Below are 15,204 nucleotides of genomic sequence, written 5' to 3'. Positions count from 1 at the left end.
AGCAACTTTCCAGGCTTCAGAGGGTGTTGACCCAGTTGGTCAGCAGGGCGGCGCCGGCGTCACCGGACTTCTCGGGGTGGAACTGGGTGGCCCAGAGCGGGCCGTTCTCCACGGCGGCGACGAACGGCTGCCCGTGCGTGGCCCAGGTGACCATCGGGGCGTTGATCCGCTGGCTGTGGGTCTCCAGCTCCCAGCGGCGCACGCCGTAGGAGTGCACGAAGTAGAACCGGGTGTCCGGGTCGAGGCCGGCGAACAGGCGGCTGCCCTCGGGGGCCTCCACGGTGTTCCAGCCCATGTGCGGGACGATCGGCGCGTCCAGCGGCTCGACGGTGCCGGGCCACTCGTCACAGCCGGCCGTCTCCACACCGTGCTCGACGCCGCGCTCGAACAGGATCTGCATCCCGACGCAGATGCCGAGCACCGGGCGGCCGCCGGCCAGCCGGCGGCCGATGATCTGCTCGCCGCGCACCGCCTTCAGCCCGCGCATGCACGCCTCGAAGGCGCCGACGCCGGGGACCAGCAGGCCGTCCGCGTCCATCGCCTGCTGGAAGTCCGAGGTGACGGTGACGTGCGCGCCGGTGCGCTCGAGGGCGCGCTGGGCGGAGCGGAGGTTACCGGAGCCGTAGTCCAGCACCACAACATTCTTGGACATGTCAGTCTTCCGGTCTCTAGAGGCGCATGATGCCGGAGGCGAGGCACAGCGCCGCACCGATCGCGAGCACCGCGATCACGCTCTTGGACTGCTTCTGCTTCCAGAACGAGTACACGCCGCCGGACAGGAACAGCCCGGCGATGATCAGCAGCGTGGCGGACTTGCTCACAGCGCGCCCTTCGTCGAGGGGAGGATGCCCGCCGCGCGCGGGTCACGTTCACTGGCGTACCGCAGCGCCCGTGCCAGGGCCTTGAACTGGCACTCCACGATGTGGTGCGCGTTGCGCCCGTACGGGACGTGGACGTGCAGCGCGATCTGTGCCTGGGCGACGAACGACTCGAGTATGTGCCGGGTCATCGTGGTGTCGTAGCTGCCGATCATCGGCGCGATGCCCTCGGGCTCGGTGTGCACCAGGTAGGGGCGGCCCGAGAGGTCCACGGTCACCTGGGCGAGCGACTCGTCCAGCGGCACGGTGCAGTTGCCGAAGCGGTAGATGCCGACCTTGTCGCCGAGCGCCTGCCGGAAGGCGGCACCCAGCGCGAGGGCGGTGTCCTCGATGGTGTGGTGGGTGTCGATGTGCAGGTCGCCGTCGGTCTTGACGGTCAGGTCGAACAGACCGTGCCGGCCCAGCTGGTCGAGCATGTGGTCGTAGAACCCGACGCCCGTGGAGATGTCGGTCCTTCCGGTGCCGTCGAGGTCGATCTCGACCAGGACCGAGGTCTCCTTGGTGGTGCGTTCGACGCGTCCGATACGGGACATGAGGTTGCTACAGCTCCTGACTGGCCGCGCGCGCGGGACGCGCTCCGGCAAGGGTGGGGGTGGGTTCGGGCCCCTCGCCCCCAGCCTTCGGCTGGGGGTGCCCCCGCCCGATCGCGGGCGAGGAGGGCGGGAGGACCAGCCGGACGGCGTCCAGGAAGGCGTCGTTCTCGGCGGGGGTGCCGGCGGTGACGCGCAGCCATCCGGGCACACCGTTGTCGCGGACCAGGACGCCCTGGTCGAGAATCGCCTGCCAGACCGCACGGGTGTCGGCGAAGCGGCCGAACTGGATGAAGTTGGCGTCGGAGTCGGTGACTTCGAGCCCGAGCTCGCGCAGCGAGTCCACCACCCGGTCCCGCTCGCCCTTCAGCTGCTGGACGTAACCGAGCAGGGTGTCGGTGTACTCCAGGCAGGCCAGCGCGGTTGCCTGGGTGACGGCCGACAGGTGGTAGGGCAGCCGGACCAGCTGCACCGCGTCCACCACGGCGGCGTCGGCGGCCAGGTAGCCCAGGCGCAGCCCGGCGGCGCCGAAGGCCTTGGACATGGTGCGGCTGACCACCAGGTTGGGGCGGCCGTCCAGCAGCGGCAGCAGCGAGGGGCGGTGCGAGAACTCGACGTACGCCTCGTCCACGACCACCAGGCTGGGCCGGGCGGCCTGCGCCGCCTCGTACAGGGCGAGCACGGTGTCGACGGCGACGGCGGTGCCGGTCGGGTTGTTCGGCGAGCAGATGAACACCACGTTGGGGCGGTGCTCGGCGATCGCCGCCCTGGCCGCCGCCAGGTCGATGGTGAAGTCGTCGTTGCGCGGGCCGGAGATCCAACCGGTGCCGGTGCCACGGGAGATGAGCGCGTGCATCGAGTACGAGGGCTCGAAACCGAGCGCGGTGCGGCCGGGGCCGCCGAAGGTCTGCAGCAGCTGCTGGAGGATCTCGTTGGAGCCGTTGGCGGCCCAGACCTGCTCGCGGCCGCGCCGGAAGCCGGTGGTCCTGGTCAGGTACGCGGCCAGCGCCTCGCGCAGCTCGACGGCGTCCCGGTCGGGGTAGCGGTTGAGGTGGCGGGCGGCCTCGGCGACCCGCTCGGCGATCCGGGCGACCAGCGGCTCGGGCAGCGGGTACGGGTTCTCGTTGGTGTTCAGCTGGACGGGCACGTCCAGCTGCGGCGCGCCGTACGGGGACTGGCCGCGCAGCTCGTCACGGATGGGGAGGTCGTCGATCTTCACTGTCCCGGTACCGTCCAGTCGAAGCGGGCCCGGATCGCGTCGCCGTGTCCCGGCAGGTCCTCGGCGTCGGCCAGGTTGACCACGTGCGCGGCGACGCCGGCCAGCGCCTCGCGCGAGTAGTCCACGACGTGGATGCCGCGCAGGAAGGACTGCACCGACAGACCGGAGGAGTGGCAGGCGCAGCCGCCGGTCGGCAGCACGTGGTTGGAGCCGGCCGCGTAGTCGCCGAGCGAGACCGGCGCGAACGGGCCGATGAAGATCGCGCCCGCGTTGCGCACCCGGGCGGCGACCGCGCGGGCGTCCCGGGTCTGGATCTCCAGGTGCTCGGCGGCGTAGGCGTTGACCACCGCGAGGCCCTGCTCGACGTCGTCCACCAGCACGATGCCGGACTGCTTGCCGCCCAGCGCGGTGGTGACCCGCTCGCGGTGCCTGGTCCGGGCGACCTGCTCCTTGAGTTCCAGCTCCACCGCCTCGGCCAGCGCGAGGGAGTCGGTGACCAGCACCGAGGCGGCCATCGGGTCGTGCTCGGCCTGGCTGATCAGGTCGGCGGCCACCTCGCGCGCCGAGGCGCTGTCGTCGGCCAGGACCGCGATCTCGGTCGGGCCCGCCTCGGCGTCGATGCCGATCCGGCCCTTGAGCAGGCGCTTGGCGGCGGCCACGTAGATGTTGCCGGGGCCGGTCACCAGATTGACCGGGCGGCACTCCTCGGTGCCGTACGCGAACATCGCGATCGCCTGGGCGCCGCCGGCCGCGTACACCTCGGTGACGCCGAGCAGCGCACAGGCCGCCAGGATCGTCGGGTGCACCGAGCCGCCGAAGGCCTTCTGCGGCGGCGAGGTGACCGCGATGCCCTCGACCCCGGCCTCCTGCGCCGGGACGACGTTCATCACCACGGAGGACGGGTAGACGGCCAGGCCGCCCGGCACGTACAGGCCGACCCGGTCGACCGGCACCCAGCGCTCGGACACCGTGCCACCGGGCACAACCTGGGTGGTGTGGTCGGTGCGGCGCTGCTCGCGGTGGACCAGCCGGGCGCGGCGGATCGACTCCTCCAGCGCGGCCCGCACCTTCGGGTCCAGGCCGACCAGCGCCTCGTCGATCCGCTCCTGCGGGACCCGGGTGGTCTCCAGCCGGACGCCGTCGAAGCGCTCGGTGATCTCGATCAGTGCCGCGACACCGCGATGGCGCACGTCCTCGCAGATCGGCCGCACCTTCTCCAGGGCGGCTTCCACGTCGAACTCGGCACGGGGCAGCACGTCGCGCAGGTCCATGAGGTCGGAGCCGCGCAGGTCAATTCGGGAGATCACAGGAGCAAGTGTAAGGAGTGGCCAGAAGTGGCGGCCGCGCATTTCAGTCCGTGATACGAAAGCCGAGACAGACGAAGATCACGGGGGAAACCATGACGGAACAGCCACCGAGCGACTGGACCGCGGCCGAAGCGGGCCTGTGGGAAGCCTTCCGCAAGGGGGAGACATATGACCTCCGGGCCTTTCCCGACCGGGGTGACGGCGTCTTCCTCCCCACCGCCGGGCGGGATGGACGCAGTGGTGGGCCGGACTCGGAAGGCACCGAGGTGGACGACCCCTTTTCGGAGCATTCCTGGGGACCCGAGCGGACCATCAGGGCCGAGGTGATCGCCCGTTTGCTGCTCGCCGGTCCTTCCGCACACCCCGGGCGTGTCGCGTCCCTCAAACTCGTCGGCGCACTGATCAGCGGCCGGCTCACCCTGGCCGGCGCCGACGTCACGCACTACCTGGAACTGCGCTGGTGCCGCTTCACCGGGAAGGTCCTGATCTCCGAGGCCACCGTGGGGACCGTCCGCCTGGTCGGCTGCCGGCTGGGCCGTCTCGAGGCCTCCCGGCTGACCACCACCGGCGACCTGCACCTCGCCCGCTGCCGGATCGACCGCGGCATCCGGCTCACCGATGCGCGGATAGGCACCGACCTTCTGCTCAACCAGACCCGGCTCGGCCACGACGGCTACGGCCGCGCCATGGCCGCCGACGGGCTCTCGGTCAGCCACGACCTGGAGGCCGACCGGCTGGAGGCCCACGGCGAGCTCAGCCTGCGCTCCGCCCGGGTCGGCGGCCGGCTCTCGCTGCGCGGCGCCCGGCTGCGCGGCACCGCCGACGGCTACTCGCTCAACGCCCCGCGCATCACCGTCGGCCACACGCTCTACCTGAGCGGTTCGAACGACAGCGGCTGGGTGACCTCCTCCGCCGTCTACGGCTCCGGGTACGGCGACGCCACCGTCGTCAGCACCTCGACCACCCCGTTCCGCTCCCACGGACGGGTGCGGATCTCCGACGGCCGCTTCGACAACGCCTGCCTGATCTCCGACGCCGAGTTCCGCCTCGGCCCCGACCAGGAACTCTCGCTCAACCGGATCCAGACCCCCGAGCTGCGCTTCACCTGCCGCACCCCGCCCACCGGCCGGGTCACCCTGACCCGCGCCCGGGTCGGCAACCTGGTCGATGCCCCCGGTGCCTGGCCCGCGACCGCCGGAGTCGGCCTCACCGGCTTCACCTACGAGTCCCTGCGCCCCGCCGGGACCTTCACCGTCCAGCAGCGGATCACCTGGCTGGAGAACTCCCTCGGCGAGTTCCAGCCCGAACCGTACGAGCAGCTGGCCGCCGCCCTGCGCCGGGACGGCCGGGACGAGGACGCCCGCGAGGTCCAGTACGCCAAGCAGCGCCGGCGCCGCGCCACCCTGCCGCTGCCGGGACGCCTCTGGGGCCTGCTCCAGGACGCCACCGTCGGCTACGGCTACCGTCCCGGCCGGGCCGCGCTCTGGCTGCTCGTCACCTGGGCGCTCGGCACCCTGTACTTCCTCGGCCACCACCCGGCCCCGCTGAAGGCCGACGAGCGGCCGACCTGGAACCCCGCCCTGTTCGCGCTCAGCAAGGTGATCCCGGTGGTCGACCTCAGCCAGGACGGTTGGAACCCGGACCTGGCCGGGCAGTGGGTGGTGGCCGGCATGGTGATATCCGGCTGGCTGCTGGCCACCACCGTGGTCACCGGCGCCACCCGGATGCTCCAGCGCGGGTGAGCTCCCGGGCGGCCCCGGCCGGGGTACCGGGCCCCGTTCCGCCACCGGGGGTGAAAGCCCTGCGCACGGCGGGCCTTCGGCCGTCTAGTCTGTCCGCCGTGACTGAACGGCTCCCGCTCTTCCCGCTCAACACGGTCCTGTACCCGGGGCTCGTCCTGCCCCTGCGCGTCTTCGAGGAGCGCTACCAGCGGCTGGTCGCCGACCTGATGGCCCAGCCGGAGGACCCGCCGCGCCGGTTCGGGGTGGTGGCGATCCGGGACGGCCGGGAGGTCGCACCGGTCCGCGAGCCGGACGGCCCGGCCGGTCCGCTGGACGGCCTGGGCACCGTGACCGGCGAGCCGCTGGAGGCCCTGCACCGGGTCGGCTGCGTGGCCTCGATCGCCTCCGCGAAGGAGCTCCCCGGCGGCCAGTACGAACTGCTGGTCACCGGCACCACCCGGTTCCGGCTGCACCGCGTGGATCCGAGCGGCCCCTACCTGGTCGGCGAGACCGAACCGATCGAGGAGCAGCCGGGCGAGGGGGCCGGCGCCCTCGCGGCCGGCGTGGAGCGGGCCTTCTTCGCCTACCGCAAGCGGCTGGCGGGCGCACGGGAGGCCAGCCTGGCCGGGGAGCAGGAGCTGCCGACCGACCCGCAGGTGCTCTCGTACCTGGTCGCGGCAGCCTCCGTACTGCCCACCCCCGTCAAGCAGCAACTGCTCGCCTGCCCCGACACCGCGCAGCGGCTCACCATCGAGCTGGAACTGCTGCGCCGCGAGACCGCACTGATCGCCCGGCTGCCGTCGCTGCCCGCGGCGGACCTGACCCGCCAGGCGTTCAGCCCGAACTGACCGAACCGACGGAGCCGAGGACCGAGGGGCGACTGTGGCGAAGAGGACGAAGGGCGGGCAGGGCACGCCCGCGACGGTGACGCTGGAGGCGGCCGGGGTCGCCTTCACCGTGCACGCCTACGAGCACGATCCGGCGGCCGCCTGCTACGGCGGCGAGGCCGCCGAGGCCCTGGGCGTGGACGGCGGCCGGGTCTTCAAGACCCTGGTCGCCGACGTGGACGGCACTCTGACGGTCGGCATCGTCCCGGTGTCGAAGCAGCTCGACCTCAAGGCGCTGGCCGCCGCCGTCGGAGGGAAACGGGCGGCGATGGCCGACCCGGCGGCCGCCGAGCGCAGCAGCGGCTACGTCCGGGGCGGCATCTCCCCGCTCGGCCAGCGCCGTCCGCTGCGCACCGTCCTGGACACCGGCGCCCTCGACCACCCGACCGTCTACGTGTCGGCCGGCCGCCGCGGCCTCGAGGTCGAGCTCTCCCCCGCCGACCTCGCCGCCCTCACGGGCGCCCGTACGGCCCCCATCAGCCGCTAGGGCCTGCCTGGCCTACGCGGGCGGAGTGGACCCCTGTCCGGTCGGGGGCTCCGGGTTCTCCTCGGGCTGCTCCGCGCTCTCCGTGGGCGCGGGGGCGTTCCCGTCCTCGGGGCGGACGGCCGGCTCACCGGGGCCGGTCCACTCCGGGCCCGCCCAGTACGGCGGCGGGTCCTCCTCCCGCTTGCCGAAGGCGGCCGACAGGATCAGCAGCACCACCAGCGCGGTCATCGGCCACACCATCAGCGCGCCCTTCGCACCGAGCTGGAGCGCGGCGCTGAACTGCACGCCCATCCCGGCCGCCTTGGCGTTCGCGACCACGTCCGTACTCGGCCCGAGCCGGACCCCGAGCTGCCAGGCGAGCAGCGACCCGAGCACGCCGCCCGCGGTCAGGCCGGCCGCGACGGCGACGCCGCCGCCCCGCGCCCGGGTGAGCAGGAAGGCGGCCAACGCACTGACCGCCCCGGCGCCCAGCCCGAGCAGCGCGAAGAGGCTGTCCGCGCCGGCCCGCTGCTCCCCTTCGGGATCGACGTACCGGATGGCGTCGCTGGCGGCTACGAGCATCACCCGGGGTGCCAGCCAGAGCCAGAGCAGACCGACGACGACGCCCAGCAGCACCCCGGCCACCGTCAGCACCGCGGCGATCTTCACCTCCGGCAGCAGCGGCCGCCGTTCCCGCGGCGACTCGCGGAGGTCCAGATCGGCTGCGTACGGGTCGGCGTCGGGCACCTGCTCGGCTCCCGGCTCCGCAGGTGTGTTCGGTACGGTCACGGGCCCATCGTTTCACGACTCGCCGGATCCGGACGGATCCGCCCTCGTCGCAGGCCCCGCCCCGCCCGGCTCAGCGGGTGGTCGCCCGGCGGTACGCCCAGGTCGCCAGGGTCAGCGAGGCGAGGCCGACCGCCGCACAGACCGCCAGGTCGCCGGCCACGGCCGCCCAGTCGGGCCCGGGGCCGAAGGTGCGGGCGAAGGCCTCGACACCGTACGTCGAGGGCATCAGGTCGCGCAGCCAGCGGACGGCCTGCGGCAGGTGGTCCACCGGCAGGACGCCCAGCAGCAGGGCGGCGGACATCCCGAGCTGGCCCAGCAGGGTGGCGATCTCCTGGCGCGGTGCGAGCAGCCCGCAGGCCGCCCCGAGACCGGACAGCGCGGCGCCGGCGAGCGGGACGACCACCAGCAGCACCCACAGATTGGCCAGCGGCAGCGAGAACATCACCGCGCCCACCGCGGCCGTCACCAGCGCACCTGGCACGGTGAACGAGGCGTACGCGCCGGCCGCCCCGAGCACCACGGCGGCGGGCGGGACGGGCAGCGTCGCGTAGTGGTCCAGTCCGCCGGTGGCCCGGAGCTTGCCGAAGTACTGGGCTAGCAGGTTGAGCGCCACGAAGGCGACCACGAGCACGCTGGAGCCCGCGACCACGGCGCGCGCGGCGGAGTTCTCCCCGGCGTCCACCACCCCGCGCATCATGACCAGGATGCCGAGCGACTGGAAGGTCGCCACGAAGAGCAGCGGGATCCGGGCCACCCTGGCCCGGGCCAGCTGGGCCCGGTAGACGGCGGCCAGTGCGGGCAGCAGCCGCGCGGCGGGCGCGAGCGGAGCGGCGGTCTCGGTCACCGCCGCCGGACGGTCGAGCAGGGTCACCGGTCCACCTCGAAAGAAACGATCATCACTCTTCCGTCACCGATAGCCGCCCCCTCGGCCCCGGCACGCGGATGCCCCGGCCTCACTTCGCCAGCCCTCCGCCTCGGCCGCCCAGCTTGAGATAGACGTCCTCCAGGCTCGGGGTGGCCAGGGTGAAGTCGTCCAGGGCCGCGAAGGCGGGGCCGGTGGTCACCGCGGTGACCAGCTCCCGGGCCTGCTCGGGGCTGGTGCGGACGGTCCAGCGGCGGCCCGAGCGCTCGGCCTGCTCGGCGATCCGGGCGACGGCGGGGACGTCGGTCGGGGCCTCGGTCCGCCAGACCAGGTCCAGCCGGACGTCACCGTCGACCAGGGCCTTCAGGCCGCCGGGCGTGTCACAGGCGATCACCCGGCCGCGGTCGACCACGGCGACCCGGTCCAGGACGGTCTCCGCCTCGATCACGTTGTGGGTGACCAGCAGCACGGTGGTGCCGCGCTCGGCGCGGCGGCGGTCCACCGCCGACCAGACGGCACGGCGGGCGACCGGGTCCATGCCGGTGGTGGGCTCGTCCAGGACGAGCAGCGGCCGCTCGCCCACCAGGGCGGCGGCGAAGCAGGCCAGCCGGCGCTGGCCGCCGGAGAGCTTGGCGAGCGGACGGTGCGCGATCGGTTCGAGGCCGAGCTCGGCCAGTACGTCGGCCGTCTCACCGCGGGCCCGCACCGGGGTGAGCCCGCGCAGCCGGCCGGTGGTCTCGGCGGCCAGGGCCACGGTCAGCTCGTCCAGCGCGGTGGACTCCTGCCCGAGGTAGGCGAGCAGCCGGGCGGCCCGTTCGGGGTGGCGGACGATGTCGTGGCCGAGGATGTGCACACTGCCCCGGTCGGGGCGCAGCAGCCCGGTGAGCTGGCGGACCAGGGTGGACTTCCCGGCGCCGTTCGGGCCGAGCAGTCCGAAGATCTCGCCGCACTCGATGTCCAGGTCGATGCCGTCGTTGGCCCGGACCTCGCCCGTGGCGCCGCGCTCGGCGCCCGCGGCGGCGTCACGGCTGCGGCCTCGGCCCAGGCCCCGGCTCGGGCTGCGGTAGGTCTTGGCAAGGTCTCGTACGGTGCAGCACTGCCCGGTGTATCGCCCGGTACCGCCGAGGTCGCCTTGCGGCCCGGCCTGCGGGGCCGGCCGGTCGGTGTCGCTCACGGTCGAAGACTCTACGCGCCCGCAGAGCAGATCAGGACGAGGGGGCTGCAATCACCGACGCCGTCCCGGCCCGCCGCCCGGTGGGCTCACCCGTCGGCGGGACCGTCGGCACACAGCGCCTCGCCGCCGGGCACCCGGGCGGCGAGCTCCTTCCAGAAGCCGGCCCGGATCGCGTAGCGGTCGTGCTCGTCGATCTGGTCGTCCTTGTGCGCGAGCAGTCCGAACCGGGCGGCGTAGCGCAGCAGCTCACCGTCGAGGCGGTGCGGGATGCGCGGGTAGTCGGTCCACAGCGGGGTGAGCCGGGAGGGCGAGCCGAGGCGGTCGATCCAGCGCCGGGCGAAGACCTGCCCGACCTCGTGGGCGTCACCGCCGATCTTGGTGATGTCCTCCTCGCGGTCGGCCCAGCGCTGCTCGGCGGTGGTGAGCTGGGCGAGTATCGGCAGGCTGTCGCCACTGCCGTGGTTCTCCGCGCCGGGCCGGTCCGCCCAGCCGCGTTCGGAGGACCAGCGCAGCACGATCGAGGCCGGCGCGGCGGCGGGGGCGGGTGCCCGGTGGGCGAGGTCCCTCGGGGTCGGGACCACCTTGAGCGCGGCGGCCTGCCGGGTCTCGTCGGCGAGGGCGGCCGGCTGCTCCGGGCCGGGCGGGGCGACCGGGTGCCCGGGGTGGCCCGCGGCGGGCGGGGCGGCGAGCAGTTGGGCGATCTCGGGGCGGGGCTCGCCGAGCGGATGGGCGGGCGCGGCCTCGCGCAGCCGCACCCATGCCTCGATCCACTCGCGGTCCAGCACCCGACGCTCGTCGGCCTCGCCGACCAGGTCCTCGGACTGGTTGAAGTCGCCGTCGGCGGCCTGCAGCGCCCACAGGTGGACGACCACACCGTGCTCCTTGGCGGACATCATGCCGGGCAGCAGGTCGCCGTCCCCGGTGACCAGCACCACATCGGCGCAGGCGCGGTTGCGGGCGAGTTCGGCGAGTTCGGCGTGCATCACGGCGTCCACGCCCTTCTGCACCCAACGGCCCTCGGCGCGGGTGAGCGCGCCCAGGCGTACGGTGACCCGGGGCAGCACCCGGAGCCTGCGGTGTTCGGGCAGCGGACGACGGTCCGGGGCCGCGTCGAACCAGTAGATCCGGAGCAGCGGAAGCCCGGTCTCGGTCTCGGCCCGGGCCCGCAGCGCGGCGATCAGAGCGGTATGGTCCACCGACACCCGGGAACGGGAAGGTTCTCCGGCCAGTAGGCTGGCGGCTGCTCCCAACAGGTATCCGGCGTCCACGAGGACGGCGCAGCGGTCCATGATTCGCACCTCTTCTCCGGGTCGGCCACCGGTGACCGGAGGTGCGCCGGTGCACCCTGCGGGGGCGCTGGACCCCGGACCGCACTACCGTTGCGCACTTCTTTACCCTCCGAGCGGGCGGTGAACCGTCCGATCGGATCATGTGTGGCAAGAGCGGGCCCGGCCACTGGCAACACTGAGGGACTGATGCGGAAGAGAATCGCGGTTCTGTGCGCGGCGAGCGTGCTGGCGGCAGGAGCGGTACTGCTGGTGCCCACCGTCACCACCGACACCTCACAGGGCGACACCCGGGTGCTCGGGATCACCGTCAACAAGGGTCACACGATCCTGGTCGGCCCGACCGACCCGATCACCTTCCCGGTGGAGGTGACGGCACAGGACGACTCCGGTATCCGCTCGGTGAGTCCGATCGGCGTCTGGGGGCCCTCGTACGGCGTACTGAAGGTCAGCCCGATGACGTGCGAGCCGACCTCGCACACCGTCTCGGTCTGCCGGGGCACGGCGACGGTGGACCCGTCCAGGAAGGACGTCTACAACGACGAGGCCGGCACCTGGTTCGTGGACCTCAAGGTGAACGCCAATGACGGCGACCGGTTCGTCGGCCAGACCGCGGGCGGCTTCTCGCTCAAGCGGGCGGCCCGGGTCTCCGGCTACGGCGTGCCCTCGCACGCCACCGCCGGACAGGAGCTGACGGTCAAGGGCTGGCTGAACCGGGCGTTCTGGAGCGACAACAAGTACCACGGCTACGAGGGCGGGACGGCCTACCTCCAGTTCCGCCCGCACGGCAGCACGCTCTGGAGCACGGTCGCCACCGCCGTCTCGGACGCCACCGGAACCATGACGGCGCACGTGCGGGCCACGGCCTCGGGCGAGTACGAGTGGTACTCCCCCGGCGACAAGTGGACGGGCGGCGCGGTCTCGTCCCCGCTCACGGTCACGGTCGCGGCGCACCCTCAGCCCTGACCTGAAGAGCGGGAGGCCGGGCCTCCCAGGAGGCCCGGCACCGGGGAAGGGGACCGGTCAGCGGCCCTTGAGCTCGGCGGCGACCAGCTCGGCCACCTGGACGGCGTTGAGCGCGGCGCCCTTGCGCAGGTTGTCGCTGGAGAGGAAGAGCGACAGGCCGTGCTCGACCGTCTCGTCCACCCGGATCCGGCCGACGTAGGTCGGGTCCTGACCGGCCGCCTGCAGCGGGGTCGGGATCTCGGACAGCTCGACGCCGGGCGCCTTCGCCAGCAGTTCGTACGCGCGCTGCGGGGTGATCCCGGCCGCGAAGCGGGCGTTGACCTGCAGCGAGTGGCCGGTGAAGACCGGGACCCGGACGCAGGTGCCGGAGACCTTCAGCCCGGGGATCTCCAGGATCTTGCGGCTCTCGTGGCGGAGCTTCTGCTCCTCGTCGGTCTCGAACGAGCCGTCGTCCACGATCGAGCCGGCCAGCGGCACCACGTTGAAGGCGATCGGGCGCTTGTAGACCTGCGGCTCGGGGTACTCGACGGCCGACCCGTCGTGCACCAGTGCCTGGGCGCCGTCCACCACCTTGCCCGCCTGCTGCTGCAGCTCGGCCACACCGGCCAGGCCGCTGCCGGAGACCGCCTGGTAGGTGGCGACCACCAGGGAGACCAGGCCGGCCTCCTGGTGCAGCGGACGCAGCACCGGCATGGCCGCCATGGTGGTGCAGTTCGGGTTGGCGATGATGCCCTTGGGGCGGTGGAGGATCGCGTGGGGGTTGACCTCGGCGACCACCAGCGGCACCTCGGGATCGCGGCGCCAGGCCGAGGAGTTGTCGATCACGACCGCGCCGGCCGCGGCGACCTTGGGCGCCAGCGCCTTGGAGGTGGCACCGCCGGCCGAGAAGAGCACGATGTCCAGACCGCTGTAGTCGGCCGTGGCGGCGTCCTCGACCGTGATCGCACTGCCCTGCCACTCCAGGGTCTGACCGGCCGAACGGGCCGAGGCGAAGAACCTCAGCTGCTCCACCGGGAAGTTGCGCTCGGCCAGTACGCGGCGCATCACGCCGCCGACCTGGCCGGTGGCTCCTACGATGCCGATCCTCATCGGACTCCTCCTGTAGTTCTGCTGTGCTCGTTCTGGCCCCGCACCTGGCCATCATGCCTGGTCGACGGCCGGATCCGGGATTTCGTCCCACGCTGTGGTCACCGCCCGGGGGCCGCCGGGGGCGCCCGGTGGGCCGGGCGCGAACCCCTCGGAGCGCGTGGGGCGACCCTCGCCCCGGGTACCGTCCGTCAGTCGTCGAGCGCCGCGAGCAGCTCCAGCGCCCGCGCCACCGACACCTCCTCTGCCGGGAGCAGCGGCAGCCGCACCGCCGGCGTGGGAATCACCCCGCGCGCGTGCAGCACCCCCTTGGTCACGGTCGGGTTGGGCTCCGCGAAGCAGGCTGCCGAGAGCTCGGCGAGCCGGGCGCCCAGCTCCCTGGCCCTCACCGCGTCGCCCTTGCGCCAGGCGTCCGCCAGCTCCACGAACCGCCCGGTGGCCAGGTGTGCCGAGGCCAGGATGCCCCCGCACGCGCCCAGTGCGAGCAGCGGCGAGATCACCGTGTCGTCCCCGCCCAGCACTCCGCCGCCGCCACCGGCGAGCAGTTCCACGGTGCTCCCGTCGATCCCACCCGCCGCGTACTTGACCCCCGCGATCCCCGGCAGCGACAGCAGCCTGCGCAGGGTGGCGGCGCCGAGCGCCTGCCCGGTGCGGTACGGGATGTGGTAGATGACCAACGGTACGGCGCTCCGCTCGGCCAGGTACTCGAAGTGCGCCAGCACTCCGGCCTCGCCCGGACGGGTGAAGGCCGGGACGGTGACCAGCGCCGCGTCCACCCCGGTCAGCGCGGCGAGCTGCTCGGCGCTGCGCCTGGTGTCGTTGCCGCCCGCGCCGACGATCAGCGTGGCGCCGCGCTCCCGGCAGACCCGGGCGCAGACCTCGGTGACGGCGCGCCGCTCGTCCTCGTCCAGGGTGGCGGGCTCGCCGGTGGTGCCGAGCGCGACCAGCCCGGCGGCACCCTGGTCCAGCACCGAGTGCGCCAGTCGCTCCAGTGCCTCGGTGGCGATGGCGCCGTCTTCGTCGAACGGTGTGATCAGCGGTACGTAGATCCCCTGAAGTTCCATGCCTCAGAGCCTGCGGCCTGGACACCGTGCAGGTCCAGTTCACATTTCCGAAGCTTCTCGTAAGGTGGCCTGATGCTCGATGTCCGCCGTCTGCGCCTGCTGCGCGAACTCGCCCATCTCGGCACCATCGCCGCGGTCGCCGACTCGCTCTCGTTCTCACCGTCCGCGGTCTCCCAGCAGCTGTCGGCGCTGGAGCGGGAGGCCGGGGTGCCGCTGCTGGAGCGCACCGGGCGCCGGGTCGCACTCACTCCGGCCGGGCGGAACCTGGTCCGGCACGCGGAGGCGGTGCTGGAGCGACTGGAGCAGGCGGGCGCGGAACTGGCGCACGCCCGCCAGGGGTTGGCCGGTCCGTTGCGGATCGGGACGTATCCGTCGGCTGCCCGCGCGATCATCCCGGCCGCACTGGCCGAACTGGCCGGCCGCCACCCGGGGTTGGTGCCGATGGTGACCGAGGTGGATCCGGCCGGAGTGGCCGCCGCGGTGCGGGCGGGCGAGCTGGACGTGGCGCTGGTCCACGAGTACGACCTGGTCCCGGTCGAGCCGGAGCCGGGGCTGGCGGTGACCGCGCCGCTGTTCACCGAGCCGATGTACCTCGCCGCGCTCTCCCCGGGCGGCCTCGGCGAACAGCGGGAAGCGCCGTGGATCATGGCCCCGCTCGGCACGCTCTGCCACACCATGGCCCAACGCGCCTGCGCGGCGGCCGGGTTCACTCCGCAGGTCAGGCACTGGATCGACGACTTCACCACGGTGCTGGCCCTGGTGGCGGTCGGCCAGGGGGTGGCGCTGGTCCCGCACCTCGGGGTGACGGCGGGGGCGCATCCGGGGGTGGTGCTCACCCGGCTGCCGATGTACCGGCGCACCCGTACCGCGTTCCGCGCCGGAGCCGGTGCCCATCCGGCCGTGGCCGCGTTCATCGCCGCCCTGCACACCGCCGTCCCGGCCGGGCTCGGCAACCGGGCCTGCTGACCG

16 protein-coding genes are annotated in these 15,204 nt (G+C 73.3%); 5 read left to right on the top strand and 11 right to left on the bottom strand.

Going from position 1 to position 15,204, the window contains the following annotated elements:
* Positions 1 to 16: 16 nt before the first annotated feature.
* The 5 genes from hisH to hisD are packed head-to-tail and all read right to left on the bottom strand — an operon-like array spanning position 17 to position 3,934.
* Positions 17 to 652 (bottom strand): imidazole glycerol phosphate synthase subunit HisH, encoded by a 636-nt coding sequence (hisH, locus tag ACZ5ON_RS01420; protein WP_465583339.1) that lies wholly within the window; start codon positions 650 to 652, stop codon positions 17 to 19.
* 16 nt (positions 653 to 668) lie between these two features.
* The gene (locus ACZ5ON_RS01415) at positions 669 to 821 is read right to left on the bottom strand and encodes a hypothetical protein (protein ID WP_344634048.1); all 153 of its coding nucleotides are present in this window, start codon (positions 819 to 821) and stop codon (positions 669 to 671) included.
* Complete coding sequence (gene hisB, locus ACZ5ON_RS01410; RefSeq protein WP_344634049.1) at positions 818 to 1,411, bottom strand: imidazoleglycerol-phosphate dehydratase HisB; 594 nt, start codon at positions 1,409 to 1,411, stop codon at positions 818 to 820. Before hisB ends, ACZ5ON_RS01415 begins: the two co-directional genes overlap by 4 nt.
* Before the next feature lie 7 nt (positions 1,412 to 1,418).
* Entirely contained in the window at positions 1,419 to 2,627 is a 1,209-nt protein-coding gene (locus ACZ5ON_RS01405; protein WP_465583333.1) for a histidinol-phosphate transaminase, read from the bottom strand.
* Positions 2,624 to 3,934: a histidinol dehydrogenase gene (hisD, locus tag ACZ5ON_RS01400; RefSeq protein ID WP_465583331.1), complete on the bottom strand. Its 1,311-nt coding sequence runs from the start codon at positions 3,932 to 3,934 to the stop codon at positions 2,624 to 2,626. Before hisD ends, ACZ5ON_RS01405 begins: the two co-directional genes overlap by 4 nt.
* 92 nt (positions 3,935 to 4,026) lie before the next feature.
* On the opposite strand from hisD, the gene ACZ5ON_RS01395 reads away from it, so the two are divergent.
* From ACZ5ON_RS01395 to ybaK, 3 genes are all read left to right on the top strand, one after another.
* The gene (locus ACZ5ON_RS01395; protein ID WP_465583325.1) at positions 4,027 to 5,676 is read left to right on the top strand and encodes an oxidoreductase; all 1,650 of its coding nucleotides are present in this window, start codon (positions 4,027 to 4,029) and stop codon (positions 5,674 to 5,676) included.
* An 89-nt stretch (positions 5,677 to 5,765) separates the two neighbouring features.
* Positions 5,766 to 6,503 (top strand): LON peptidase substrate-binding domain-containing protein, encoded by a 738-nt coding sequence (locus ACZ5ON_RS01390; RefSeq protein ID WP_465583957.1) that lies wholly within the window; start codon positions 5,766 to 5,768, stop codon positions 6,501 to 6,503.
* Positions 6,504 to 6,537: 34 nt separating this feature from the next.
* The gene (gene ybaK, locus ACZ5ON_RS01385; RefSeq protein WP_465583322.1) at positions 6,538 to 7,029 is read left to right on the top strand and encodes a Cys-tRNA(Pro) deacylase; all 492 of its coding nucleotides are present in this window, start codon (positions 6,538 to 6,540) and stop codon (positions 7,027 to 7,029) included.
* Positions 7,030 to 7,041: 12 nt separating this feature from the next.
* On the opposite strand, the gene ACZ5ON_RS01380 is transcribed toward ybaK, so the two are convergent.
* From ACZ5ON_RS01380 to ACZ5ON_RS01365, 4 genes are all read right to left on the bottom strand, one after another.
* On the bottom strand, positions 7,042 to 7,797 hold the full coding sequence (locus ACZ5ON_RS01380) for a hypothetical protein (protein ID WP_465583319.1): 756 nt from the start codon (positions 7,795 to 7,797) through the stop codon (positions 7,042 to 7,044).
* A 70-nt stretch (positions 7,798 to 7,867) separates the two neighbouring features.
* On the bottom strand, positions 7,868 to 8,668 hold the full coding sequence (locus tag ACZ5ON_RS01375) for an ABC transporter permease (protein ID WP_465583316.1): 801 nt from the start codon (positions 8,666 to 8,668) through the stop codon (positions 7,868 to 7,870).
* Positions 8,669 to 8,750: 82 nt separating this feature from the next.
* Positions 8,751 to 9,704: an ABC transporter ATP-binding protein gene (locus tag ACZ5ON_RS01370; RefSeq protein WP_465583954.1), complete on the bottom strand. Its 954-nt coding sequence runs from the start codon at positions 9,702 to 9,704 to the stop codon at positions 8,751 to 8,753.
* A 215-nt stretch (positions 9,705 to 9,919) separates the two neighbouring features.
* Positions 9,920 to 11,122: an NYN domain-containing protein gene (locus ACZ5ON_RS01365; protein ID WP_465583313.1), complete on the bottom strand. Its 1,203-nt coding sequence runs from the start codon at positions 11,120 to 11,122 to the stop codon at positions 9,920 to 9,922.
* A 186-nt stretch (positions 11,123 to 11,308) separates the two neighbouring features.
* On the opposite strand from ACZ5ON_RS01365, the gene ACZ5ON_RS01360 reads away from it, so the two are divergent.
* A complete protein-coding gene (locus ACZ5ON_RS01360) occupies positions 11,309 to 12,085 on the top strand; it encodes a hypothetical protein (protein ID WP_465583310.1) in 777 nt (258 codons plus the stop codon).
* 57 nt (positions 12,086 to 12,142) lie between these two features.
* Here ACZ5ON_RS01360 and ACZ5ON_RS01355 read toward each other — a convergent pair whose 3' ends face one another.
* Together ACZ5ON_RS01355 and ACZ5ON_RS01350 are read right to left on the bottom strand one after the other, a co-directional pair.
* Positions 12,143 to 13,174 carry an aspartate-semialdehyde dehydrogenase gene (locus ACZ5ON_RS01355; RefSeq protein WP_465583306.1) on the bottom strand — a complete coding sequence of 344 codons (1,032 nt, stop codon included), beginning with the start codon at positions 13,172 to 13,174 and terminating at the stop codon, positions 12,143 to 12,145.
* Positions 13,175 to 13,362: 188 nt separating this feature from the next.
* Positions 13,363 to 14,235 carry a dihydrodipicolinate synthase family protein gene (locus ACZ5ON_RS01350; RefSeq protein WP_465583303.1) on the bottom strand — a complete coding sequence of 291 codons (873 nt, stop codon included), beginning with the start codon at positions 14,233 to 14,235 and terminating at the stop codon, positions 13,363 to 13,365.
* A 72-nt stretch (positions 14,236 to 14,307) separates the two neighbouring features.
* Here ACZ5ON_RS01350 and ACZ5ON_RS01345 point away from each other — a divergent pair, with 72 nt between their 5' ends.
* Positions 14,308 to 15,201, top strand: coding sequence for a LysR family transcriptional regulator (locus ACZ5ON_RS01345; RefSeq protein ID WP_465583298.1), 894 nt, complete (start codon positions 14,308 to 14,310; stop codon positions 15,199 to 15,201).
* Positions 15,202 to 15,204: the final 3 nt, after the last annotated feature.

The sequence above is a fragment of the Kitasatospora sp. NPDC032150 genome (assembly GCF_055579945.1).
Note: the sequence above shows the minus strand (reverse complement) of the source record. Positions and strands in the feature narration are given on the sequence as shown.